The sequence below is a fragment of the Collinsella sp. 4_8_47FAA genome (assembly GCF_000763055.1).
Classification (GTDB): Bacteria; Actinomycetota; Coriobacteriia; order Coriobacteriales; family Coriobacteriaceae; genus Collinsella.
Window position 1 is genome coordinate 181,781 of record NZ_KN214137.1, and the last position, 21,523, is coordinate 203,303.

19 protein-coding genes and 3 tRNA genes are annotated in these 21,523 nt (G+C 59.9%); 11 read left to right on the top strand and 11 right to left on the bottom strand.

All coding sequences use genetic code 11. The features are described 5' to 3' along the window. Nucleotides 1-23 precede the first annotated feature (23 nt). Complete coding sequence (locus HMPREF9463_RS10535; protein ID WP_052044199.1) at nt 24-1,064, bottom strand: glycosyltransferase family 2 protein; 1,041 nt, start codon at nt 1,062-1,064, stop codon at nt 24-26. Nucleotides 1,065-1,070: 6 nt separating this feature from the next. Then, nucleotides 1,071-2,174, bottom strand: a complete 1,104-nt coding sequence (locus HMPREF9463_RS08935; RefSeq protein WP_052044200.1) for a glycosyltransferase family 2 protein — start codon at nt 2,172-2,174, stop codon at nt 1,071-1,073. Nucleotides 2,175-2,430: 256 nt separating this feature from the next. Between HMPREF9463_RS08935 and HMPREF9463_RS08940 the strand changes: the two genes are divergently transcribed. Then, the gene (locus tag HMPREF9463_RS08940) at nt 2,431-3,453 is read left to right on the top strand and encodes a glycosyltransferase (protein ID WP_035138645.1); all 1,023 of its coding nucleotides are present in this window, start codon (nt 2,431-2,433) and stop codon (nt 3,451-3,453) included. A gap of 17 nt (nt 3,454-3,470) precedes the next feature. Here the strand turns inward: HMPREF9463_RS08940 and HMPREF9463_RS08945 are convergent, their stop codons facing one another. The 5 genes from HMPREF9463_RS08945 to HMPREF9463_RS08965 form a co-directional block, all read right to left on the bottom strand. Next, entirely contained in the window at nt 3,471-5,267 is a 1,797-nt protein-coding gene (locus HMPREF9463_RS08945; RefSeq protein ID WP_148334221.1) for an AAA family ATPase, read from the bottom strand. Nucleotides 5,268-5,469: 202 nt separating this feature from the next. After that, nucleotides 5,470-7,248 (bottom strand): VgrG-related protein, encoded by a 1,779-nt coding sequence (locus HMPREF9463_RS08950; RefSeq protein ID WP_052044201.1) that lies wholly within the window; start codon nt 7,246-7,248, stop codon nt 5,470-5,472. A gap of 128 nt (nt 7,249-7,376) precedes the next feature. Beyond that, nucleotides 7,377-7,796, bottom strand: a complete 420-nt coding sequence (locus HMPREF9463_RS08955; protein WP_035138648.1) for an HI0074 family nucleotidyltransferase substrate-binding subunit — start codon at nt 7,794-7,796, stop codon at nt 7,377-7,379. Continuing rightward, entirely contained in the window at nt 7,783-8,070 is a 288-nt protein-coding gene (locus tag HMPREF9463_RS08960; protein WP_035138649.1) for a nucleotidyltransferase family protein, read from the bottom strand. The genes HMPREF9463_RS08955 and HMPREF9463_RS08960 overlap by 14 nt, the downstream gene beginning before the upstream one ends. Nucleotides 8,071-8,078: 8 nt before the next feature. Continuing rightward, nucleotides 8,079-8,510, bottom strand: a complete 432-nt coding sequence (locus tag HMPREF9463_RS08965) for an RrF2 family transcriptional regulator (RefSeq protein ID WP_035138650.1) — start codon at nt 8,508-8,510, stop codon at nt 8,079-8,081. 222 nt (nt 8,511-8,732) lie between these two features. Between HMPREF9463_RS08965 and sufC the strand changes: the two genes are divergently transcribed. Genes sufC through sufU form a run of 5 tightly spaced genes read left to right on the top strand, consistent with a single transcriptional unit; the run spans nt 8,733 to nt 13,966 of the window. Continuing rightward, nucleotides 8,733-9,533 (top strand): Fe-S cluster assembly ATPase SufC, encoded by an 801-nt coding sequence (sufC, locus tag HMPREF9463_RS08970; RefSeq protein WP_006235561.1) that lies wholly within the window; start codon nt 8,733-8,735, stop codon nt 9,531-9,533. A 12-nt stretch (nt 9,534-9,545) separates the two neighbouring features. Continuing rightward, complete coding sequence (gene sufB, locus HMPREF9463_RS08975) at nt 9,546-10,958, top strand: Fe-S cluster assembly protein SufB (RefSeq protein ID WP_035138652.1); 1,413 nt, start codon at nt 9,546-9,548, stop codon at nt 10,956-10,958. Further along, the gene (locus tag HMPREF9463_RS08980; RefSeq protein WP_035138653.1) at nt 10,958-12,229 is read left to right on the top strand and encodes a SufB/SufD family protein; all 1,272 of its coding nucleotides are present in this window, start codon (nt 10,958-10,960) and stop codon (nt 12,227-12,229) included. Before sufB ends, HMPREF9463_RS08980 begins: the two co-directional genes overlap by 1 nt. Next, nucleotides 12,226-13,551, top strand: a complete 1,326-nt coding sequence (locus HMPREF9463_RS08985; RefSeq protein ID WP_198019969.1) for an aminotransferase class V-fold PLP-dependent enzyme — start codon at nt 12,226-12,228, stop codon at nt 13,549-13,551. The genes HMPREF9463_RS08980 and HMPREF9463_RS08985 overlap by 4 nt, the downstream gene beginning before the upstream one ends. After that, nucleotides 13,544-13,966, top strand: coding sequence for a Fe-S cluster assembly sulfur transfer protein SufU (sufU, locus tag HMPREF9463_RS08990; protein WP_035138654.1), 423 nt, complete (start codon nt 13,544-13,546; stop codon nt 13,964-13,966). The genes HMPREF9463_RS08985 and sufU overlap by 8 nt, the downstream gene beginning before the upstream one ends. 671 nt (nt 13,967-14,637) lie before the next feature. Here sufU and HMPREF9463_RS08995 read toward each other — a convergent pair. Continuing rightward, nucleotides 14,638-15,450: a transposase gene (locus tag HMPREF9463_RS08995; protein WP_035138656.1), complete on the bottom strand. Its 813-nt coding sequence runs from the start codon at nt 15,448-15,450 to the stop codon at nt 14,638-14,640. Between the two features lie 403 nt (nt 15,451-15,853). On the opposite strand from HMPREF9463_RS08995, the gene HMPREF9463_RS09000 reads away from it, so the two are divergent. The 4 genes from HMPREF9463_RS09000 (at nt 15,854) to dinD (ending at nt 20,416) form a co-directional block, all read left to right on the top strand. Then, nucleotides 15,854-16,588, top strand: a complete 735-nt coding sequence (locus HMPREF9463_RS09000) for an iron-sulfur cluster assembly scaffold protein (RefSeq protein ID WP_006235554.1) — start codon at nt 15,854-15,856, stop codon at nt 16,586-16,588. 18 nt (nt 16,589-16,606) lie between these two features. Beyond that, on the top strand, nt 16,607-17,611 hold the full coding sequence (locus HMPREF9463_RS09005) for a GGGtGRT protein (RefSeq protein WP_006235553.1): 1,005 nt from the start codon (nt 16,607-16,609) through the stop codon (nt 17,609-17,611). Nucleotides 17,612-17,867: 256 nt separating this feature from the next. Further along, nucleotides 17,868-19,394: an FAD-dependent oxidoreductase gene (locus tag HMPREF9463_RS09010; RefSeq protein WP_035138658.1), complete on the top strand. Its 1,527-nt coding sequence runs from the start codon at nt 17,868-17,870 to the stop codon at nt 19,392-19,394. A gap of 161 nt (nt 19,395-19,555) precedes the next feature. Continuing rightward, nucleotides 19,556-20,416, top strand: a complete 861-nt coding sequence (dinD, locus tag HMPREF9463_RS09015) for a DNA damage-inducible protein D (RefSeq protein WP_035138660.1) — start codon at nt 19,556-19,558, stop codon at nt 20,414-20,416. Nucleotides 20,417-20,680: 264 nt separating this feature from the next. Here the strand turns inward: dinD and HMPREF9463_RS09020 are convergent. From HMPREF9463_RS09020 to HMPREF9463_RS09030, 3 genes are all read right to left on the bottom strand, one after another. Then, a tRNA-Lys gene (locus tag HMPREF9463_RS09020) sits at nt 20,681-20,753 on the bottom strand. Nucleotides 20,754-20,796: 43 nt separating this feature from the next. Next, a tRNA-Lys gene (locus HMPREF9463_RS09025) sits at nt 20,797-20,872 on the bottom strand. 22 nt (nt 20,873-20,894) lie between these two features. Then, nucleotides 20,895-20,971 (bottom strand) — tRNA-His (locus HMPREF9463_RS09030). A gap of 225 nt (nt 20,972-21,196) precedes the next feature. On the opposite strand from HMPREF9463_RS09030, the gene HMPREF9463_RS09035 reads away from it, so the two are divergent. After that, a partial coding sequence (locus HMPREF9463_RS09035; RefSeq protein ID WP_035138661.1) for a helix-turn-helix domain-containing protein occupies nt 21,197-21,523 on the top strand: 327 nt, incomplete at its 3' end.

Here is a 21,523-nt window from a genome sequence, read left to right on the forward strand (position 1 = left end):
GCGGCGGGCGGCAGCGCTTGGAATTAGATAAAGCGCTCCAGGCAGGCTTTGAGACCGCGAGTCGAAAGATAGAACAGCGTGGCGTCTGCCATCGTAACGCCCGAGGTCGCCGTAACGAGCTTGTGAGCAACACGGCGAACGGCGCCCTTAGCAGGCATATCCGCCCACTCCGTTCCCAAAAACGTCGTGAGGTCCATGTTGACGCGAGCCGCCACGCGATGGAAGTCATCGGCATCCAAGCGCGCCAGGTCGAACACAATGAGGTCCAAAAACCAAGTTATCAGCTCGCCGGGGCACAGGTCCAAAAGACCGTAGGCCGCCCAGTCCTCCAAGACTTCCTCGAGCATCCTCATGTGGGCGTCAAGCTTTTTGGCGCGAGCCTCGACACTGTTGAACTCGTGCGTCGCCGATTCGCTCTCCATCACGTAGTGGTAGAACTTGTCCGGCATGACAACGGTCTTGCGGGCAAGCGCATAAGCCGCAAATTGGAAGACGACGTCCTCGCCCAAAGCCAAACCGGGGGCGAAGCGAATACCTTCGCGATTGAGCAGCTCGCGCGAAAAAGCCGCACGGCAGGCATAGGGCTGCGCATTCGAATGGAACAGCAGTTGGGGATCACGGGCGCCAAAGATACCAGCTTTGGGGCTCATGAGTTGCTGGACGCGTTTGGGGGCAGCATCGGCAGGTTCACAGACGCCGCCAAAAACGGCGGCCTCGGCATCTGCAGATTCCATGGCATGCAGCACGCGCTCGATCGTCTGGGCATCGATGTAATCGTCGGCGTCCACAAAAAAGACAGTCTCGCCCTCGGCGGCATCGATTCCGGCATTTCGAGCACACGAGACGCCCGCGTTTTCCTGGTCAATCACCAGTACGCGATCGTCGGCCTGCGCGATCCGGCGCAACACGTTCAACGAATCATCAGTCGAACCGTCGTTAACGCAGACAACCTGAATCGAGCGCTCGGACTGGGCCAACAGCGAATCGACGCATCGCTGAATAGAACGCGCAGAGTTGTAAACGGGGACGACAATGGTAGCTTTAGGACACGAGACCTCTCCCATGCCGACCTACCCCCTCAGCGATTCGATAAGGAAGGCAGCAACCACGCCTGGGCCTCCAACCGAGGCGTAATACTTAGCACGCCCCAAGGCACCATCCGTCGCAAAACTCGGATGCTCGTCAACCCAGCCCTCAGGATCTTTGAGGATGGCAGCGAGATTTGCGCGCTTCCACGGCTTGAGGTCGTCAAGCGAAAAGTCCCCGGCGTCCAAGGCCGCTTGGAACTCCTTGGCCATCTGAACCAGGAACTCCTTATAGAACTTAGGCGCCAAACGCACGTAGTTCCACATATACGAATCGTACTTAATGAGTTGATTGAACTTGAGCATGCGCGCGACATCGCCGCTTGCGTGGTCACGGGCATAATCCTCTCGAATCCAACGCTCAATCTCGGCATACTCGGTATTGACGCAAAAGACCTTAGCCGAAGAATTGACCGAGGAATTCTCGTTGTCCTGGCGATACGACAACACGGCATCGTGCAGGTAAATAGCCTTATCGGCGCACGCGATCACCTTAAAGGCGAATGACGTGTCCTGAAAGGATGCCCCCGGAGTCGGCAGAAACTTAATGCCGTTGCGGTCAAGAAAATCGCGACGGTACACGGCCGACCAAATCGACGGCTTTTGCTTAAAGAACCGCGTCGTATCGCTCGGGTGCACCGGCTTGCCGCAGTCCTTGGCCTTAAACATCTCGTGCAGCGAACGGCGCTCCTCGGGCTTAGACCAGTAGAAATCAAAGTTCGCCTTCGCAAAGTCGGCATTATTGCTATCGGCAGCCGAGACAAGCTTTTCGAGTGCGTCGGGCGCCATAAAGTCATCGGACTCCAAGATGCCAACGTACTTGCCACGCGCCATCTCCAGACCGTGGTTCATCGAGTCGCCGTAGCCGCTGTTGGCCTTGTCGATCATCTTGACGCGCCTATCGCGCTCCATATACTCGCGGATAATCGCCGGCGAGTTGTCGGTCGACCCGTCGTTAATGCAGATGATCTCAATATCCTTGAGCGTCTGCGCCAGGGCGGAATCGAGGCACTCGCGCAGGTAGCGCTGAACATTGTAAATGGGAATAAGCAGCGACAGAACAGGGCTGCCAGAGGCGTTAGTAGACAAATGTGCTCCTTAGGAAATACCTGTCGTTTCATGGTATCAAAGGGTCAGCGCGCCAGCGGGCGTTTATATAATCTATGGAGCCTCTTGCGGGCAAAGCAGCCCCACGTCATGCGGCGGGCCCATGGCAGGTTCCTGCGTTTTATTCAAAGCTTGCCGCTAAGGTGCGCCGAGCCTTTACAATAGGACAGTCCCAAGGACGTATTCGATAGCTTCCGTGCAGCGCTCGCCCGCCGCGCGTGAAAGGATATATTGCCCCATGCCTTCAACCCTTCCCGCCCCCATCGACAAGCTCGCCATCGTCGTCGTTACGTACAAGCGCCAGGAACTCCTGGCCAACTTGTTCGACTCCATGACCGAGCTCACGGCAACGCCCTGGCGCATCGTGATTGTCGATAACGAGAATTCGCGCGAGACCGAGGCCATGTGCACCGCATTCAACGAGCGCCTGGCCAACCTGTGGGGCATCGACACCGAGCAGCCCGACGCGCAGGGCGGCACCGACCGTGTCATCTACGCCCCGCAGCTCGAAAACGGCGGCGGTGCGGGCGGCTTCTCCGCCGGCACTAAATGCGCCTACGACTTGGGGGCCCAGTGGTTCTGGGTCATGGACGACGACGTGCTCGTCATCCCCGAAGGCATCGAGCGCTTGGCCAAGTGGACCGACCGCTACGACGTCATCCAGGGTTCGCGCCTGGACTTTGACGGCGGCGCCTTCTTTTGGCAGTACCAGCTCATCCTTTCGCTCGGCATTCCCAACCCCGTCGCCAAGTGGGATTTAGGCCCCGAGGGCTATCGCGCCATGAACCAGCTGTGCTTTGAGGGCGGCATGTTCTCGCGCCGCGTGGTCGACAAGATTGGCCTGCCTGACGCGCGCTTCTTCATCTACGGCGACGATGCCTGCTACGGCTACGTAGCCAGCCAACACTTCCCCGCCGCCGTTGTTGCCGACGTGGTGCTCAAGCGTGCCCGCGCTGTCTCTAACTGGGACATCGCCGGTAAGCGCCAACTCAACTCCACGAGCGACACCAACCGCTACTACATCATGCGCAACCGCGGTTATCTGGCCCGCTACATGCAGATCTATGGCGACTATCACCCCATGCTGTTCCGTCTGGGCAACGCCGCGACCTTCTGCAAGGAGTTCATTCGCCTGGCCGCCGTTGACAAGTGCTTTAAGACCGGTATTCCGGCGCTGCGCCGTGGCATGAAGGACGCCCGCAAGATCGTCAAGGACCCCAACTGGAAGCCCATGCCACCCCTGAAGGACACGGAACAGTAAAGGGCTTTCGACCGCCGCTACAGACGTTGGCACACCACGGACACACGCTGCCCATCAAAACCGAACCCCCAGCGCATGCGACCCACGCCGGGTCGCGGCACACGGATTTCGTCGATGCCGTCGCGCTCTATGTCGAGTAGCGACTGCACGGCCAGCAATTCCAGGCCCAGCGCATCAACATCGGGGTCATACATCATGTTAATCGTTATCAGCGGGCGCTCGTCCAGCATGCCAATCGTATCTGCTACGTCGAACACAGCACCCGTAGGGAAAACCTGGATGTCCCAGCGACCTGCGCCACACTTTCGCCTCGAGGCAGGATTGGCATAGCCCGGCAAGCCAAAGCAGAGCCCCTGCAAGAGCAGATGATATGGCGGCGGTTTATCTGGGTCGGTCTCACCGATCCCCGCATCCCCCAGGATGCGGCTTAGCGCCCGCCTCACGGTATCCTCGTTCCCACGGCACAGCCCGTCGCGAAACGCATCGACGTCTCGAATGTCTTCGGCAGCGCACTCAAACCACTCAACAATCACTAGACGCAAGGCCTGGCGAAGCTCTTTATTGGGCAATCGCAAAGCACGGAGGCGATCGCCATGCTCTGGCTCCTCAGTCATATCCGTCGTGAGAAAACCGGACAGATACAGCGCTGTCCACATGCCATCGTCAGGCGAGACATCTGGCTCTGCAGTGCCCAAACAAAGCGGGACCTCAGCGCACCCATGGGCCTCGAGCAAATCAAACAAGACCGAAAGGCGGTCGAGATTCCACCCGGCAACTACCCTACTCAGGCAATCCGCATGCCCATACAGATCGGCGCGCACAGGCGCCGTGCAGCCTCGGTCCAGAAAACCGATCACACGCGCTGGACTCGAGCAATAGGCCCTACCAAACCGATATCCCTCGAGCCATTCACGCGCATCATCCAGGCATTCCTCGCGTCCAGCATGACTCAACAGAGCCTGGACCTCGGCATCCGAAAAACCGAAACATCGGTCACACCACGCCGACAGCGGCGTCGTCAGACAATACGAGCAGCCGCGCGAAGAAAGCGCCGCTTCGGCAGGACCGGGGCACTCCCCCATCAGACACGTCAGCCGCAACGAATCGCGCGCAGTGGCAATGGCGTCGAACAGCACGCGATCGAATAGCCCTGCCGGATCGGCGCCGGAAGCGCCCCTCGCGCACGCACGGCCCAACCACGCCGCGTCGTACCCATCAACGAGCAATACAACCTGCTCATCGCAGGCCATCTCCAGCAGCCCAATGAGCACGCCAAGCACCGAGGCGACCTCATCCTCGCTCGCCGCGCCACGCGCAACGCGTTCGATGTGACGCACCTTGTCTCGAGCTAAATCCGGAGCCTCCAAGAGCGCCAACAAGCGAGCGCACTCGCCCGAAAGGGCATCGCGCACGGCGCCGGTAACAGCGGGGCCACGCCTCGCAGCGCCAGAAAAGTCCAGCGATATCACCGGATAGCAAGCGTACTCATCCCGATAGCGCCCGCCGTCTGCATCCCAAATCTGAGCATCGGCAAACAAACGCTGACCAGCGCGACCGACCGCTGGACGCTCCAGAAAAGCCCTGAGCATCGACAAGTTCATGCTCTTGCCAAAACCCTCGGGTCGACAGCACACCACAACGGACGCGTCGCAGTCCAACACATCGGCAATAAACATGGTCTTGTCGACCAGCATGCAGCAACCAAGAGCTTCCGCATAGTCGTGCATGCCAATGGGCAAAATCGCATCGTCATCACAGCCAATCAAACGCACGCCAAAGCCGGCAGCACAACCATTATTTGCCTGTTCAGACACCAAAACGTTCCCCCTAAATCGCAACACGATGCCAATTGTAATGACCGCCTCGCGCGTACCGATGTCGCCGCGCGAACATATCGGGCAACGGTAGCAACAAGAGGTGTGAGGGGGCACACCTAATCGTTGCACAACAAAAAACGGGCCGATGCATTCGCACCGGACCCCGTCCCAACTCTTTAGTTATCTAGCAACCGAGAGGCTACTCCTCCGAGCTGTCCTCCCCAGAAGCTTTCTTCTGCTGATCAAGCTTATGCTTACCACTTACGATAGACGTAGCGCCCAGTGTGGCCAAGCTCGCGCTGGCAAGGCTCGCCATCACGATCAAGTCGCCCGTCTTGGGCATGTTGCCGCCAGATGACTTGGTTGTGGTGGTCGTGGTGGTTGTAGTGGTAACCGTTTTGGAGTCATTTTGCTCCTGGACTTGGTTGTCAGCACCGCTCTTGTCGTCGTCTTCGGACTGTTTCTTTTCGCCCTCGGTCTTGCTCTCGTCCTTCTTCTGAGCGGATTTGTCGTCCTTCGCCTCAGAGCCAGAACCCTTATCGGATTTGGTCTTCTCGGAAGCCTTGTCCTTGGAGTCGCCCTTTGCGGCCTCGGTCTTTTCCGTGGAAACCTGATCAGAGTTGTCCTTGTTCTGAGTCGAGCCGTTATTGACACCAGCCATCAGCGAAGAGCCCAGCGTAGAACCAAGCTGCACGGAGAAAGAAGGCTTCTTGTCCGGCGAAGCAACGGGAGCGTCCGGCGCCTTATTCGAGTCGTCCTTGGAAGCATCGGAATCAGGGGTTGCTTCAGAGCCGGAGCCATTGTTAGAGCCGGTGCCAACGGACGAATCGCTCGAGCCGGTGGATGAGTTAGAGGTGTCAGCGTCGGTCGAACCAGAAGCATCGCTGTCCGTATTGCCGGCAGAGCTTGAAGACGAATCGCCCGCAGCAGAGCCGTTCGAATCGGAGCCGTTCGAGGTGGAACCGTCGTTGATAGTGCCACCAGCAGAGCCATTACCGTCAGCATCGGTCGAGGGCGCATCCATCCTGTCATCGTTGGCATCGTCACTCGAGCCGTCATTCGAATCAGGCGTCGGCGAGGGCGCCGGCGTGGGCTCGGGCTGCACGGGCGTCGCGGCGGCAGCCTCGTCCTCAGCGATATAAACCAAGCAGTCCTTTAGCTCGTTGCGGTAGCGGTTCTTCCAGCCCTCATGATACTGGGGCTGACTCGAAAACTTAGTGGCGACATTGTTGACTACGCTATTGGAAAGCGCCGTCACAAACTCGCGATCGGACATATCGTTGGAAAGATTCGCCCAGCGGAAAAAGTCCCTGCAGCCACCAGTGCCGCACATGTTGGTAATGCTCCACACCATGCCCTTGACGCAGTCAGCGCGGCCCGAAATATCAATACCCAGGCCGCTCTTGAGCCACGCCTCGGTCACCGCATAGTACGAGTTGTACGCATAAGCATCTTGAAGTGCTGAGAACTCAACAGGATCGGTGTTGTAAGCACCCTGGAAGGCCTCCTGCGCAATACGGCCCAACTCGGTGAGCTGGCCGTTCTCGTACATGGCATTGCTCGTGTTGGAAATCTCGCTGCCGCGATCAATCGCATCCTTGAGCATGCTGTACTTGGCAGAATCGTAGTTGTAAACCTGCTTCATAAACGGAATGAGCGACCAGCGGCGATCAAACTGATAGTAACCCAGTGCGTTATAGCCGTCACCATACGAAAATCCCTGGTTGTAGTTACCATGGCTCTCGTACTTGGTAAAGTACTTCATCTCGGGAGTCACGTTGACAAACGAAACGCCCTGGACCGACCTCAGCACGCCCGAGAAGGACTGCTGGGTGTAGAGACCCTTATCGATATCGGTGGCATCCGAGGCAATGCCCGGCGTGGGCTCCTCGGCAGCGGCGGGTGCCGGCGCGGAAACGGCGCCAAACGAAAGCGCCAGCGTCAGGCCCGCGACAATAGCAGAATGCTTGGGCTGCATAAGATCCTCCCTGCATTGGTGTAGTTAAAGTGCGGTTTGCAAAGATAGAATTAAGTATTGCAGCTCACCCGTTGTTGCACAACAACCCCTCGGTAAACGGCAACAACCCTCCGCGAAATCTTAAGGAATTAGACAAACTGGTCATCGGGCGCCAACAGAAGCTCGCCGTAACGTTTCGTCAGCCCGTCTCTCAACTGACAGAAAGCGGGAATATATACGTTCAAGATGCGCTGAATCAAATCTTGAGCGAGCTTGTTGTCGTAGATATGGACGTTCGTATTGCGGTCTCTGAGCATATCCAGCCAGGCTGCCTCATCAATAAAGTCGTAGAATCGGTAGGACTCCTTCAAGATGGCACGAGGAGACCCCGACGCGGCAAGCGTGGCGCCCTCATACTCGAGCAGACGCTTAAGGAGCTTCCAGCTCAGTTCAAATTGAAGATTGAACTTATTAATCAATCCACTCTGAACAAAATCATTGTTGAGATCCTGATTGGGCGCATCCTCAAGATTCGCCAACGCGCTGGCAAAGTTCTCATATTTTTTCATACAGAATCACACCATCCCTGGCAATTTCATCGAGCAATTGCTGCGATAAGGGCTCATCGAGATTGACGACATCTACATCTAAAAGAGTATCAAGACGCTCCTCGATCAAATATGACAACCGGCCGAAATCCCGGCAACCTGCTACTGCGATGTCAATATCGCTCTTAGGCAAGTTGTCACCTCGAGCGCGGGAGCCAAACAGCACAACCTTCTCGGCGTCACATTCCCGAGCAAAAACTTCAATTTGCTTATACACCTTGTCGAGAGATGCCATTTGCAGCCCTACAGCTTAATGTCAAAGTTGATCTCGGGAACGGCGGCCAAGTCGGCCAACGTCACGCCGTCGACGTACTTTTCGATCACGTCGTCCAAACCGCGCCAGAACTTGACGGTCGAGCACAAATCGCTGCGGGTGCAGCTGTTGTCGATGCCATCGCACGCCACCGGAGCCGTGCTGCCCTCGACGGCACGCAGGATGTCGCCGGCGCGCACCTCGGCCGGGTCCTTCGCCATCATGTAGCCGCCGCCCTTACCGCGCACGCTCCTAAGCAGGCCCGCCTTCATGAGCGGACGAACCAGCTGCTCCAAATACTTTTGTGAAATATGCTCGCGGTCAGCAACCTCGCGAAGGGCAATCTTGCCCTCGGCGTCACCAAGCGCTGCGATATAGATCATCAGACGGAGGGCATAGCGGCCCTTAGAAGAAATGAGCATACCTACCCTCTCATCGTAGCCGAGACAAAATACCAGGCTTGTTTGTCCCAAATCTTATGCACGCGGGGCAAACAAGCCTGATTATTATGTCCCACATCTAAAAAGTCGAGTGGATTAGTCGGGTTTTCCCTTGACTAACGCCGAACCCATAGTAACTTTATTCCGAGAAGATTCCTAGGGTTTAGTACACCTATGAGTACACCATATACAGAGAGGGACAGCATGAGCGCAAATCCGCTGCTTTCCATCGAAGGTCTGACCGCCTCCGTGGACGAGAAGACCATCCTCCACAACGTCAACCTCAACGTCGCCGCCGGCGAGACCCACGTTCTGATGGGACCCAACGGCGCCGGCAAGTCCACCCTCGGCCACCTGGTCATGGGCGACCCCGTTTACACGGTCAACGACGGCCGCATCGTCTTTGACGGCCAGGACATCACTGAGCTCACCACCGACAAGCGCTCGCGCGCCGGCCTGTTCCTGAGCTTCCAGGCCCCGGTCGAGATTCCGGGCGTGCCGCTGTCGAGCTTTTTGCGCGCCAGCATCGCCGGCCGCCCCGGCCTGGAGATGAAGGGCAAGGAGTTCCGCCGTCGCGTCAAGGAGCTCGCGGCAGAGCTCAACATGGATACCGCCTACCTCAACCGCGAGCTGGGCGTGGGCTTCTCGGGCGGCGAGAAGAAGAAGGTCGAGATGCTCCAGCTCCTGTTGCTGCAGCCCAAGCTCGCCATCCTCGACGAGACCGACTCGGGCCTAGACGTCGACGCCCTGTCCACCGTCAGCCACGGCATGGACGCCTACCGCAAGAGCTGCGACGGCTCCATGCTCATCATCACACACAACACGCGCATCTTGGAGCACCTGGATGTCGACCGCGTCCACGTTATGGTCAAGGGCCACATCGTGCGCGAGGACGACGCCTCGCTCATCCCCTGGATCGACAAGAACGGTTTTGAGACCTTCGAGCGCGAGGCCGCCGAGCAGCGCGCCCAGGCCGAGGCCGCCGCTGCCGAGCAGCAGGCGTAAAGGGGCGACGCAATGACCAAGAACCGCACCGAGGTCGCGGACATCGACCGCAGCCTCTACGACTTCACCTATGGCGAGGAGGGATTCGAGCGCCTCGACGCCGGCATCACGCCCGACATCGTGCGCGAGATTAGCGCCAAAAAGGACGAGCCGCAGTGGATGCTCGACCTGCGCTTAAAGTCCCTCGAGATCTTCAACCGTTTTCCCGACCCGACGTGGGGCCCCTCCATCGAGGGCCTGGACATGGACAACATCGTCACCTACGTCAAGCCCAACACCGAACAAAAGCACGACTGGGAGTCGGTGCCCGACGACATCAAGAATACCTTTGAGCGCCTGGGCATCCCCGAGGCCGAGCGCAGCTACCTGGCAGGCGTCGGCGCGCAGTACGACTCCGAGCTGGTCTACCACAACATGCAGGACACGGCGTCCAAGATGGGCATCGTCTATTCCGGCATCGAGGAGGCCCTGCACGACCCGCAGTGGGAGCCGCTCATCCACGAGAAGTTTATGACGCTCATCCCGCCCACCGACCACAAGTTTGCGGCCCTGCACGGCGCCGTATGGTCGGGCGGCTCGTTTGTCTACGTGCCCAAGGGCACCAAGTTGGACTTCCCGCTGCAGAGCTACTTCCGCCTTAACGCCAAGGGCGCCGGCCAGTTTGAGCACACGCTTATCATCGTCGAGGACGACGCTGACCTGCACTTTATCGAGGGCTGCTCCGCGCCCAAGTACAACGTGGCCAACCTCCACGCCGGCGCCGTCGAGCTCTTTGTGGGCAAGCGCGCGCACCTGCGCTACTCGACCATCGAGAACTGGTCCAAGAACATGTACAACCTCAACACCAAGCGTGCGCGCGTGGACGAGGATGGCGACATCGAATGGATCAGCGGCTCCTTCGGCAGCCACGTGGGCTACCTCTACCCCATGAGCGTGCTCAGCGGACGCCGCGCCCGCTCGAGCTTTACCGGCATTACCTTTGCCGGCGCCGGCCAGAACCTGGATACCGGCTGCAAGGTCGTGCTCAACGCGCCCGATACTTCGGCAACCGTCGAGACCAAGGGCATCTCCAAGAGCGGCGGCATCCAGACCTTCCGCAGCTCCATCGTGGCCACGCCCAAGGCCGAGGGTTCCAAGGCAACCGTGAGCTGCCAGTCGCTCATGCTCGACGACCAGAGCCGCTCCGACACCATCCCCGCCATGGACATCCGCGCCAAGAATGTCGACATCGGCCACGAGGCCACCATCGGCCGTATCGGCGACGATAAGGTGTTCTACCTGATGAGCCGCGGTATCTCGGAGGAAGAAGCCCGTACCATGATCGTCAACGGCTTTGCCAACCCGGTCTCCAAGGAGCTGCCGCTGGAGTACGCCGTCGAGATGAACAACCTGATCAAGCTCGAGATGGAAGGAGCGATCGGATAATGAAACAGACCACGAACACCGCTGCTACCACCCTTGAGCAGGTCAATGCGATGCCGGCTGCCACATGGGGCTGGCTGAAGATGAACCAGACCAAGCTCGAGCTCTCTGACGAGCTTGCCGCCGCTCCCGCCGAGACCGTTAAGGTTGAGGGCTTGGACGAGCAATTTGCTGGCGTGGCAGACGCGTTCGACGCCGCCATGGACGCCATGGCCGAGCGCTTCCCCGAGCGCCGCGCCTCCGCGCCCGGCGATGCCGCCGACCGCGCCCGCATCACGCCCGAGACCGAGCTCGACATGCCCGCCACCTCCGTCTACCAGGCCGGTGCCATTAAGCTGGAGGAGGAGCTCTCCCCCGCTGAGGCCTTCGAGACTGGCATGGGCGAGGCTGCCTACACCTACCTGGCCGACCACGCCACCAAGCGCGTCGTCATCGATGTGCCCGCATACAAGCACGCCACGGTTACCGTGCGTGTGAGCGGTGTCGATGCCGCCGCGGCCATCGCCGCCATCGACGTCGTCGTCCGTCCCCAGTCGACGCTCGACCTGCAGATCGCCCTGGACTCCCCCGTTGCCGGCGAAGGCGTCGTGGGATCCGTGCTGCGCGTGTGCGCCCACGAGTACGCCACCGTCAACGTGGCCTGCACGCAGACGCTCGACGATAGCTGGATCGCACTCGACGATACCGGCCTGTTCCTGGACGAGGGCGCGCGCGTCAACGTGCAACACACCGTCCTGGGTGCCGGCGCCAGCGCCACCGGCCTTGCCGGCGACCTGCTGGGCGATACCGCCAAGGTCACCATCGATACTGACTACCTTGGCGCCCGCGAGCAGGTGCGCGACTTTAACTACGAGCTGCGCCACCGCGGTCGCAAGACCGAGTGCGAGATCGACGCCAACGGCGTGCTGACCGGCACGTCCAAGAAGGTCTACCGTGGCACCATCGACCTCGTGCACGGCTGCAAGGGTGCAACCGGCACCGAGCGCGAGACGGTGCTTTTGGCCAACAAGGGCGTCGACAACAAGACCATTCCCGTCATTCTCTGCGACGAGGACGACGTCGCCGGCAACCACGGCGCCACCATCGGTCACGTCCGCGACGAGCAGCTGTTCTACCTCGCCTGCCGCGGTCTTGACCAAAACGCCGCCGAGGACCTGTTCATCCGCGCCAAGCTGGAGGACGCCGCGCTTTCCGCCACCGACGAGCGCACCCGCGCCGGCATCGTCCGCCTGGGCAACAACCTGATCGACAACTTTGAAGAGGAGCTCGCATGATCGACACCGAGCACGTTAAATGCGACACCTGTACCGCACCGGAGCCTATGGAGCTCGACGCCAGCGACGAGGCCTCGCGCGGCTGGCCTACCGTCGACATCGAGACCAATCCCTACAAGGCACAATTCCCGCTTTTCCAGCAGCACCCCGAGATCGCCTTCCTCGATAGCGCCGCCACCGCGCAGCGCCCCGCCTGCGTGCTTGACGCCGAACGCGACTTCTACCAGCGCATGAACGCCAACCCCCTGCGCGGACTGTACTCGCTGTCCGTCGAGGCAACCGACGCCATCGCGAAGGTCCGCCAGCAGATCGCCGACCTCATCGGCGCCTCACAGGCCAACGAGGTCGTCTTCACCCGCAACACGAGCGAGTCGCTCAACCTGGTCGCCAAGAGCTTTGCGCCAACGGTGCTCGAGCCCGGTGACGAGGTCGTCATTACCATCATGGAGCACCACTCCAACCTGATTCCGTGGCAGCAGGTCTGCCGCGAGACCGGCGCCAAGCTCGTCTACCTCTACCCCACCAAGACCGGCCAGCTCACCACCGAGGAAGTTCTTGCCAAGGTTGGTCCCAAGACCAAGATCCTGGCCGTGGGCCAGGTCTCCAACGTGCTGGGCGTCGAGAACCCGGTCAAGAACCTCGGCAAGCTCGTGCACAAGTACGGCGGCTATCTGGTCGTCGACGGCGCGCAGTCGCTGCCGCACATGCCGGTCGATGTGGCCGACCTGGGCGCCGACTTCTTTGCCTTTAGCGCGCACAAGGCCATGGGCCCCATGGGCATCGGCGTGCTGTGGGGCAAGATGGACCTGCTCAACGCCATGCCGCCCATGCTCACCGGCGGCGAGATGATCGATTCCGTCACCGAGCAGGACGCCGTCTGGGCGCCCGTCCCCGAGAAATTTGAGGCCGGCACCCAGGACGCCGCCGGCATCTTCGCCACAGGCGCAGCACTCGACTACCTGGTCAACACGGTGGGTTACGAGAACATTCAGGCCCGCGAGCAGGCACTCGTCCACTACCTGATGGGCGAGCTCATGCAGCTCGACTTTGTCCAGATCATCGGCTCCATCTATTGGGACAATCACCATGGCGTCGTGAGCTTTAACGTCAAGGGTATCCACCCGCACGATGTCGCGAGCATCATGGACATGGACGGCGTCTGCATCCGCGCCGGTCACCACTGCGCACAGCCGCTGCTCACCTGGCTGGGCGTCGAGAACCTTGCCTGCTGCCGCGCCAGCGTGGCCTTCTACAACGACAAGGCCGACATTGACAAGTTCATCGCCGGTCTGCATCACGTTTGGAGCACGTTCAATGGGTAATCTGTACACCTCCACCACATTTATGGAGCACAACTCGCACCCCGACTATAAGTACGAGATGGACGCTCCCACGCACGAGCACGACGGCATCAACCCCAGCTGCGGTGACGAACTCACCTTGCAGCTGCGCGTCGAGAACGGCGTGATCGAGGAGGCCTCCTTTACCGGTCATGGCTGCGCCATCAGCCAGGCCAGCGCCGACATCATGGCCGACCTCATCACCGGCGAGACGGTCGAGGAGGCGCGCCGCCTGGCGGGGCTCTTCCTCGCCATGATCCGCGGCGAACAGCTCTCCGAGGAAGACCTGGAAGACCTAGACGAGGCTGCCCAGCTCCAGGACATCTCGCACATGCCCGCCCGCGTCAAATGCGCCGAGCTCGCCTGGCGCACCCTCGACGGCATGCTCGAGGGGTAAACTAACCAGTAGCGTATGCCCCGAATCCAAGGTTTTTGATTGCCGAGCCGCCCGATACGGGCGGCTCTGTTTTTCCTAATGAGCGCCGGACGCACGAAGTCCGCGCGTCCGGCGCTCCGTCTGTCATTTACCACACAGCAGACGCGAACACGGGCGTTTTCCACAGCACCAAAGGCCTGCGGCAGGGCCCCGGACCCGCCAAGCAATGCGCCAAGCCCCGTTCTGCTGAGCTCCGACTCGCTTCGCGCCTGCCGCAGAAGGGTCCCATAGGATGCTGCGTGCATTTTTGCGAGTATTCAGCACGCCAAGCTGTGTGCATACGCATCGGAAGCGTTAATCAACGTCTCCAGGCGCATAAATATTGTGTTTTAGACCAGACATCGCGGTCTGACGGGACGCAGGCACATACTCCGGGGGTGCAACGGCAGGGATCAATAGCTTAGGGGCCCGTGTGTTGCAAGATTGTGGCAGTGCCGACAGCACCACGATGCTGAAAACTCCGTTTTTTGCACGGCGCAGACGGGGGTAGGCACGGGCAAACCCGGACTGAGCTGTTATTTTATGCAAGATGACGATTGTTCTATGCATATTAAGAAGTGCAGTTACCGTACCAAGCTTTTGAACGCTGGTTGCGGCGTATGGACGACCCCAGCTGCGGTGAACAGGCGACCCTACATCACGTTTCCGCCAGCCCGCATCGCCGTTCGCGCGCGGGCGCGCACGATACGAGAGACGGTACTTTTGCCAATCCCGGTATACCGCTCAATCTGACGCACTGTAAAGCCGGCATTGTTCAATCCAACAATAACGGTATCGCGCTGCGCCGGCGGTACAGTTTTAACCCCGTTGAGCGGAACCCCTAGCTCCTTCGCCAACTTGTTGGCAAAGGCGTGGCGTTCCCACTCCGTCTCTTTCATATCGCGCAGCGCCGGTTCGCCGCTGTCGGGCGTCGAAAGCGAATAGGCAGCAAAGGCCTCGGCAGAACCAAAAAGCTCAAGCACGCAAGAAGGATCGGAAAATCCCCTCGTGGCATCTGCCGCATCACTGTCGTAAGCGCGCAGATGCTCCGCAAAGCTGCTCCAGGGGTAACGCTCGATTAGGCTCATGCCCGCCTCCTGCGGATCGGCGTGAACGGAGCGAATAGCCTCCATCACCTGCCAGTCGGTATCGAGCGAGCGCCGGTCAAAACGGTTCTGGAACAGATGCCCTGTGCGCCCCGTGCGTTTATTGAACCGCCGCGCGTACGTCAAAAGCAGCCGGTGCATCGCCGCGCTCATCGCGTCCTCGTAATCTGCAAGCACCAGACGCACGTGATTGCCCATAAGGCACCAGGCGATAACCGTCACGCCCGCCTTGCGGCAGCACTCACGCATCAGCTCCAAGAACTCCCACCGGTCTTCATCGCCCTCAAAGATGAGCTGCTTGCCCGTACCGCGGGCACAGACATGGTAAAAGCCGGTAACCGTTCTCCAAACGCGCTGCATGGCGCTCCCTTCGCCGGGATCTGCTTGCCATCCAATACAGCACGATTGAAGCGTGCCATCAAAACATTCACGCAAAACAATTCGCTCGCGCGGCCAAAGGCAGTAAACAGGCGGCGAACGGCACCGTTGCAACAGGTCAACCCCCGCAACGCTTACAAGAGCTGCCCAAAAGCTTGCCAAAGACGGACCCCCTCTACGGAAGTTCGCGACCACAGAACATAGAGTTAAACCGTTTCAATTAAAACTTCCGGACTTCTCGCTACGAAAACTGAGCCGTTCGCCGAATATTCCGTGCATTTCGCGGTATTATAGGGGCTGCATGTCATGTCCCTTTCGAAGGGTCGCCCGGCAATCGCCAGCCACGGCCCCCAGACGGGACGCCAACACGATAGAGAGGAGAGGCATGCAGTACTCACAGGAAGTGGAGAACATGTGCCCCGTTGCCAAGGGTGCATACCACGGCCCCGCACCCATCCCCGAGGAGGGCAAGTGGGTCCAGGCTAAGGAGATTTCCGACATCTCCGGTCTTACGCACGGTGTGGGTTGGTGCGCACCTCAGCAGGGCGCCTGCAAGCTCACGCTGAACGTCAAGGACGGCATCATCGAGGAGGCCCTCGTTGAGACCATCGGCTGCTCGGGCATGACCCACTCTGCCGCCATGGCTTCCGAGATCCTTCCCGGTAAGACCATCCTCGAGGCCCTCAACACCGACCTCGTCTGCGACGCCATCAACGTTGCTATGCGCGAGATCTTCCTGCAGATCGTTTACGGCCGCAGCCAGACCGCGTTCTCCGAGGGCGGCCTGCCCGTGGGCGCCTCCCTCGACGACCTCGGCAAGGGCCTTCGCTCTCAGGTCGGCACCATGTTCGGCACCAAGGCCAAGGGCGCTCGTTACCTCGAGCTCGCTCAGGGCTACGTCACCCGCATGGCTCTCAACGACAAGAACGAGATCATCGCGTTCGAGTTCCTGAACCTCGGCAAGTTCACCGACGCCGTCAAGGCCGGCAAGACCCCCGAGGAGGCCATCGCTGGCGCTATGGGCCACTATGGTCAGTGGGAGAACGCTGCCAAGTACATCGACCCGCGCACCGACGAGGAGACTCACTCCGTCGCCAGCGTGTTCCCGGTTCACGAGTAGAAAGGGAGGGAAATAACTATGACTGTTACGTTCGAAGGTTACGAGCGCCGCGCTGACAAGATCAACAAGTGCCTCGCCGACAACGGCATCGCCTCCCTCGAGGAAGCTCTGCAGATCTGCACCGACAAGGGCTTCAACCCGCGTGAGATCGTCAACAACACCCAGTCCATCGCCTTCCAGAACGCCGAGTGGGCCTACACCCTCGGTTGCGCTCTCGCTGTCAAGCGTGGCGCCAAGTCTGCTTCTGAGGCTGCCGCCATCATCGGCGAGGGCATCCAGGCCTTCACCGTTCCCGGCTCCGTCGCCGAGGACCGCAAGGTCGGTCTGGGCCACGGCAACCTGGGCGCTATGCTGCTCTCCGACGACACCGAGTGCTTCGCCTTCCTGGCCGGTCACGAGTCCTTCGCTGCCGCTGAGGGTGCTATCGGCCTGGCTCTGAACGCCAACAAGGCTCGCAAGAAGCCGCTGCGCGTTATTCTCAACGGTCTGGGCAAGGACGCCGCTCAGATCATCGCCCGCATCAACGGCTTCACCTACGTGAAGACCCAGTTCGACTACTTCACGGGCGAGCTCAAGGTCGTCGAGACCATCCCCTACTCCGATGGTCCCCGTGCCGCCGTCAACTGCTACGGCGCCGACGACGTCCGCGAGGGCGTTGCCATCATGTGGCACGAGAACGTCGACATCTCGATTACCGGTAACTCCACCAACCCCACGCGCTTCCAGCACCCCGTCGCTGGCACCTACAAGAAGGAGCGCCTCGAGGCTGGCAAGAAGTACTTCTCCGTCGCTTCTGGTGGCGGCACTGGCCGTACCCTGCACCCGGACAACATGGGCGCCGGCCCCGCCTCTTACGGCATGACCGACACCATGGGCCGTATGCACTCCGACGCCCAGTTCGCCGGTTCTTCCTCCGTGCCTGCGCACGTCGACATGATGGGTCTCATCGGCATGGGCAACAACCCCATGGTCGGTGCCACCGTCGCCTGCGCTGTCGCCGTCGAGGAGGCCCTCAAGGCCTAATCGCACCCGCGCGATGCTCATATAGTTGAGCTTTGGAGCCGCTACCCACCCGGGTAGCGGCTCTTTTTGTTTGCGCTGTCGCAGGGTAGCTAATGCCGATATATCAATTGGGGCGAAATACAAGATGTGATGAGATGGAGCGTCAGAGCGTCCATGACGCCCACCTGCCATATTTGCCCTTTACCGATTTGCCGAGTCTTTGCGGCCCCATTGCCGATCACCCGTGCGACAATGCGCCGGACGAGAAAGGAATCCGATGGAATCGACTGATGTACTGGTAATTGGATCTGGCATTGCGGGCCTTTGCGCCGCCATCGAAGCGGCACGCACGGGTGCAACCGTCACTGTGGCAAGCGCCGGCAAGACTATGAGTGGATCGAGCTTCTTCCCCGGAACCTGGGGCCTAGGGCTTATCGGGCCCGTTAACGAAGACGACGAGCAGGACCTCATCGACACCATCCTGGCCGTCGGCGGCGGCGTTGCCGACCCCGAACTCGTCCAAGCGTTCGTCCACGGCATTCCCCAAGCGATTGACTGGCTCGAGCAAGACCTGGGCGTTGAGCTCCAGCGTCCGCAAAGCGCCAAGAGTGCTCAACAAAAGCAATTTATCCCCTGCTTTGACCACAAGACGCGCATGTGGCGCGGCCTCACCCGCAAGCCCCTTGAGGACGCTCTGACGACCTGGATCGAGTCGCTCGGCATTCGCCTGCTCCCCCGCCATGAGCTTATCGACCTTGTTGAGGACACGAACGGCAGAATAACCGGAACCGTACTCTACGACCTTACCGAAAATCGAATCGTGCCCTTTGCTGCCAAGGCCACGGTCATCGCAGCCGGTGGCACAGGCGGCCTGTTCGAGCGCAGCCTTACGTCGGCTGATGTGCTCAGTTCCTCGCAGGCCATCGCGCTGGCGCACGGCGCAACACTTACTAATATAGAGTTCATGCAGATGATGCCCGGCTTCATCGAGCCCAGGCGTAACTTGGTCTTCAATGAGAAAACCTGGCGCTACGTGCACGTAGACCAGCCGGTAGATATTGCCGACGACAAGCTGGACGACCTGCTCGAGCAGCGCTCTGGATATGGTCCCTTCACGTCACGCTTGGCCTCCCGCGCTATCGATCTCGTCATCGATCAGGCAGGTGTCGAAGGCCTGGCACTCCACTACGACTTCCCCCGCGAGGATGTCCCAGAGTTTGTGCAGACCTTTGCCACCTGGCTGCAAGACGAGCACGGCATCGCGCCGACCGACGAGATGCGCGTTGCGATGTATGCCCACGCTGCTAACGGCGGCATCAAGATCGATAAGACCGCGCACACGGGCGTTGAGGGCCTCTACGCTTGCGGCGAGGCGACAGGCGGCATGCACGGCGCCGACCGCATTGGTGGCTTGTCAAGCGCCAACGGCATCGTATTCGGACGTATCGCGGGCGCATCGGCAGCCCTCACAGCGCAGAAAGAGCCTGAAGCGGCCCTGAAGACGGATATCACCCTCCCCCAGTACGGCATTGCCACAACAGATGCCGATCGCCTGACACACAGCCTTAGGCACACGATGAGCACCTTTTGCATGATCAACAGGACCGAAACAGGCCTATCCGAGGCCCTGCAACAGCTTGAAAGCCTGCAAGACAAGGCCATGGCGCTGAGCAAGCCGCATGCTGATGACAGCGAGATCGCAGCCCTCGCCCGCCTACAGTCGCAGATTCAGCTGTCGACGGAGATGGTCAAAGCCATGCGTAAGCGGACCGAAAGTCTCGGATCGCACTATCGAGCGGATTAAACCGGACACCTATCTAAAGCAGAACACAATCAATCGATATCCATGGGCCCCGTGAGCTTGAAGCAGCACGGGGCCCATTCGTGTCCGCACGACAGCGTATCCTTATTCTGAATATAGAGCGGGCAAAGCCCGCATAGAAAATAGACCAGCGAGGAGGAGATATGGACAGCAGGGATATCGAGAAATGGCGTGTCGAACTTGACAGCTACGCCCATGTGGAAGACGGCGTTGAGTATTGGCTCGCACGCGATTTAATGGAACCCATGGGGTACACTCGATGGGAGAACTTCGCCGAAGTTGTTAAGAGGGCAAAAGTCTCGTGCGAAACAAACAAAACTCCAGTTGATTCCCATTTTCGTGACACCACGAAAATGGTAACTGCCGGTGTCGCCGCTCGCGCGGTTAAAGACTACAAACTTACGCGCTATGCATGCTATTTAATCGCACAGAACGGAGATTCAAACAAGCCAGAGATCGCGCTCGCCCAGGCATACTTTGCCGTGCAGACGCGCCGCCAAGAGCTCATAGAGCAGCGCTTCGCAGAGATTCAGCGCTTGCAGGCGCGCCACTCGCTATCCGATTCAGAGAAACAGCTCTCGGGTATTGCGTTCAAACGCGGCGTGGACTCCAAAGGATTCGCGATCATCAAGTCGAAGGGCGATGAGGCGTTATTCGGCGGCAGAAGCACGGCGGAAATGAAGCAGCAGCTCGGCGTACCCAAGAGCGCGGCATTGGCGGACAGGTTAGCCGATGTCCTCATCAAAGCAAAGGACCTCACGAACTCGATGACGGCCTTCAACGCCGAGGAACACGACTTGTACGGTCTGGACCAGATCAAACAAGAACACGTCGAGAACAACACGAGCGTGCGTGGCAGCCTCATCGACCGCGGAATTGTTCCCGAGAACCTACCGCCTGCCGAGGATACAAAAAAGCTCGAGCGTCGCGTGAAGGCAGACGAGAAGAAACTCAAGGAGGGTACTGACGGTTTCACCGATCCCCAGGGTAGACTCAATCTGTGAAAGCGGCCGCGCCCTTTCGGGTTCGACCCCATGCGAGGTTAACAAAAAAGCGACCAGCCTAAGCCAGTCGCTTTAACATGCTTTGGGTGGGCCGTCAGGGGGTCAGCCTGCTGCGCAGGCGGTCGCTGCGGCGCTTCGCGCCTTGCGCGCTGCGCTGGCAAATGCTTACGCATTTCCTCAGCTCCGCGCCCCGACGGGTTCGACCCCATGTGAGGTTAACAAAAAAGCGACCAGCCTAAGCCAGTCGCTTTAACATGCCTTGGGTGGGCCGTCAGGGGGTCGAACCCTGGACCTTGGGATTAAGAGTCCCCTGCTCTACCAACTGAGCTAACGACCCAAAGCTAAAGTCCGTTGTGGCGGACTTTAGAGGAGATATCGTGTGGTGGGCCGTCAGGGGTTCGAACCCTGGACCTTGGGATTAAGAGTCCCCTGCTCTACCAACTGAGCTAACGACCCGATATCAACACGAAGCAAGAACTGGGGTGGGTAAAGGGACTCGAACCCTCGACCTACGGGACCACAACCCGTCGCTCTAGCCAACTGAGCTACACCCACCGTGTCCTGTGCGCTTCGCGCTCGACTATTATTGCAAGGAACGCCACGCGATGCAAGCCCCAATTTTCAAGAATTTTGAAAAGAGTTTTTCGCCTTGATTCTCATTTTCATTGCAACAGCCTCAGGACTCAGCGCAACGCGTTGCGCTGAGTCCTGAGGCGCGAATCCGGGTAGGCAACCCCAGAGGGGCCGGAATCCCCCGGCCCGCGATGGAGGGAGGCCGGCATGTCCAGACCCAAGCCGTCCGGAAGGTCGTACGGGAGGCTCACGAGGCACGAGAGGAACACGGTCGAGAGGATGCTCGACCGCAACCGCAGCGCCCGCGAGATCGCCGCGGAGCTCGGCAGGTCGCCCTCGACCGTGACCAGGGAGGTGGCGGCGCACCGCTACGTCACCGCGCCGCGCTCGCGCTACGGCGAGCCCGCGCCCGCGGACCTGTCGGGGGCCTGCCCCAGGCTCTCCGCGTGGCCGAGGTGCTGCAACGGCTGCTCGCACAGGAGGGGCTACGGCTGCTCGAGGAGGCCCAGGGTGTTCTACAGCGCCAGGAGGGCG

What these genes read in the sequence shown, in the direction of transcription:
- HMPREF9463_RS08950 (WP_052044201.1), bottom strand. Translation starts at nt 7,248, where the DNA reads ATGCAGCCCAAGCATTCTGCTATTGTCGCGGGCCTGACGCTGGCGCTT.
- HMPREF9463_RS08965 (WP_035138650.1), bottom strand. Translation starts at nt 8,510, where the DNA reads ATGCTCATTTCTTCTAAGGGCCGCTATGCCCTCCGTCTGATGATCTAT.
- dinD (WP_035138660.1), top strand. Translation starts at nt 19,556, where the DNA reads ATGGACAGCAGGGATATCGAGAAATGGCGTGTCGAACTTGACAGCTAC.
- HMPREF9463_RS08940 (WP_035138645.1), top strand. Translation starts at nt 2,431, where the DNA reads ATGCCTTCAACCCTTCCCGCCCCCATCGACAAGCTCGCCATCGTCGTC.
- HMPREF9463_RS08960 (WP_035138649.1), bottom strand. Translation starts at nt 8,070, where the DNA reads ATGGCATCTCTCGACAAGGTGTATAAGCAAATTGAAGTTTTTGCTCGG.
- sufB (WP_035138652.1), top strand. Translation starts at nt 9,546, where the DNA reads ATGACCAAGAACCGCACCGAGGTCGCGGACATCGACCGCAGCCTCTAC.
- HMPREF9463_RS09000 (WP_006235554.1), top strand. Translation starts at nt 15,854, where the DNA reads ATGCAGTACTCACAGGAAGTGGAGAACATGTGCCCCGTTGCCAAGGGT.
- HMPREF9463_RS08985 (WP_198019969.1), top strand. Translation starts at nt 12,226, where the DNA reads ATGATCGACACCGAGCACGTTAAATGCGACACCTGTACCGCACCGGAG.
- HMPREF9463_RS10535 (WP_052044199.1), bottom strand. Translation starts at nt 1,064, where the DNA reads ATGGGAGAGGTCTCGTGTCCTAAAGCTACCATTGTCGTCCCCGTTTAC.
- HMPREF9463_RS08980 (WP_035138653.1), top strand. Translation starts at nt 10,958, where the DNA reads ATGAAACAGACCACGAACACCGCTGCTACCACCCTTGAGCAGGTCAAT.
- HMPREF9463_RS08955 (WP_035138648.1), bottom strand. Translation starts at nt 7,796, where the DNA reads ATGAAAAAATATGAGAACTTTGCCAGCGCGTTGGCGAATCTTGAGGAT.
- HMPREF9463_RS09010 (WP_035138658.1), top strand. Translation starts at nt 17,868, where the DNA reads ATGGAATCGACTGATGTACTGGTAATTGGATCTGGCATTGCGGGCCTT.
- sufU (WP_035138654.1), top strand. Translation starts at nt 13,544, where the DNA reads ATGGGTAATCTGTACACCTCCACCACATTTATGGAGCACAACTCGCAC.
- HMPREF9463_RS08995 (WP_035138656.1), bottom strand. Translation starts at nt 15,450, where the DNA reads ATGCAGCGCGTTTGGAGAACGGTTACCGGCTTTTACCATGTCTGTGCC.
- HMPREF9463_RS09005 (WP_006235553.1), top strand. Translation starts at nt 16,607, where the DNA reads ATGACTGTTACGTTCGAAGGTTACGAGCGCCGCGCTGACAAGATCAAC.
- sufC (WP_006235561.1), top strand. Translation starts at nt 8,733, where the DNA reads ATGAGCGCAAATCCGCTGCTTTCCATCGAAGGTCTGACCGCCTCCGTG.